Origin of the sequence: Leptospira selangorensis (assembly GCF_004769405.1) — a bacterium.
GTDB lineage: Bacteria > Spirochaetota > Leptospiria > Leptospirales > Leptospiraceae > Leptospira_B > Leptospira_B selangorensis.
The window spans coordinates 1-2,034 of record NZ_RQES01000028.1; the positions used below are offsets into that span (position 1 = coordinate 1).

At 41.6% G+C, this 2,034-nt stretch carries 1 protein-coding gene; it reads right to left on the reverse strand.

Annotated elements, in window-relative coordinates:
- Positions 1–2,034: LIC12048 family lipoprotein (locus EHO58_RS19615; protein ID WP_244241244.1), on the reverse strand; the 2,034-nt coding region annotated here is incomplete at both ends.

The window sequence follows — 2,034 nt, forward strand, 5'->3', positions numbered from 1 at the left end:
ACCCAAAGCTGTAGTATAATTCGTAGAAGTAACGTTAGCGTTATTCAGAGTATTCCAATCCGTATAGAAAGCGTTATCCACAGATAACCTGACATCTGGAACCGATAGAGTTCCAGGAATGGACACTTGTGTGGTCTTCTTATTCGCAGTTTGGAGCTGAGTATCCACAGTAATTGGAGTAGCTCCATCCGTATCCGGATTCCCTACTGTCAGGATGGTATAAGGAGTAGAGTCACCCGCAATATAGAGAGTATCCCCAATATCCACACTTCCGTAAACTCCAGAGAGTCTCAAACTAGTAGCACCCTTATCATTCGGACCTGCTAGATAAGCTCTAAGCTTAGGAACATCGCGATAGTTCAAAGGCCAGATTGTTCTACGATAGGCGCTGTTAAGAGCCGGACGGAAATACAAACGGATCAATGCAGTAGAAGGATCCACTATATCACTTGCAGTCGGTAATTGTACACAAACTCGGAAGGTTTGGTTGACGTAGTCAATATCCGGACTCGTAGCTGCAGTGCCACTACAAGTCTTTGGTTTCTTAGGATCCGTATTATTCAGATCTTTTCCAATATGGAACCAATCCGTACGAGTTCCATTATACCCTAAGCTGATCTCAAAATCCATAATTTGGCTCAGTCCGAATAGGGTGGAAACTGTCTTACGAGAATAAGAGAAATCCTGGAAGTAAGAATACGGTCCCGCGTTAACCGGAACTCCGAAATTCGGATTCAGATACTGTGTCTTATTTAACTTAATATCCAGGTTAACTTTCTCTCCGAATCCAGCAGTTCCAAGGAAAGTTGAGTTTACGTTAGGGTTATAAGGTTGCTCACCCAAAGAAGGTAGATCCCAAGCGGTATTGATCGGAGTGATAACCGCTGTCTCTAAAGGACTCGTTCCGAAATCTTCCTGGGACTTGATATAATCGCTCGCAGAAATATAAACGATATCGAAATAATCTCCCGCCCAGATCTTAGAATCCACACCTTGGAGGACACTCGCCTTTCTAGGATTTGTCGGATCAAAATAAACCTTACTATTGTTGAACAATAGATATTCGGTCATGTTATAGTATTTTCCTTTGGAGAAAATAGCCCAAACTCCGGAGGCTTTCTTTTGATCGTCGGTAAGTTGGCTAAAAGGAGTTTGAACGTAAGCAGTTCTTTGTACTCCATCCGATCCTACAGAAGTAACTTCCGTGAAAGGAACCGTATTCGCAACTCCTCCGATGGATTTGATCCCTTTGACATAGATTCTTGAATCACCCAGAGTTGGAGCAATATCGGAAAGATCTATTACATAATCTTGATATTGGATCTCTATACCCGAGCATGCGATCCGGTTCAGAGCTTCTCGGAGAGTAACTCCCGGTTTAAAACCTGTTGCATTCTTCGCATTACAACCTGTATCTCCGGTTATTTCAAATGCAGCTACTCTATAAGATTCGCGGATATTCGGTCCGTAAATTTTGATAAGAGAAGTTCTTCCCTTAGCATTTTCTTCGATAATCTTTAAATTATCTCCGGTGAAGTTAAGAAGAGTAGAACGATAATTTGAATCCGCAACGTGAGTCATTTGATAATCCACGATGAAAATCTTAGGAACATAACCTGCGGTGATCGCTTTTTCGATCTCAGCAGTATTTAAGCCGTTTAACTCCACCACATACGGTCCGAATTCGGAACCTCCATATACGGATACTTCGAAGTCGCTATAGTCTTGGTTTTTAAGATAGAAACTGTTTACAGGAACCAAATCCCCTTCCGCAGTTTCGAACATCAAAGAGCAAAGAATATGGGATAATTTCACCGGCATATTGACGGAGCGATTTTTAATATATAATGCCGCTCTAATATACCCACCCTTAGGATTGATTTCATATCCGGAAGTGCTCTTAGACGCTTTTTCCGTTCTATATTTTCTTGCGTTCTGGCTGGAGACTTCCGACTTTAATGATCGAGCATCTTTATCTATATTATTCTTAAAAGGTTTGTCCGCCCATTTAGTAACAGTCTTAGATGTGGAATT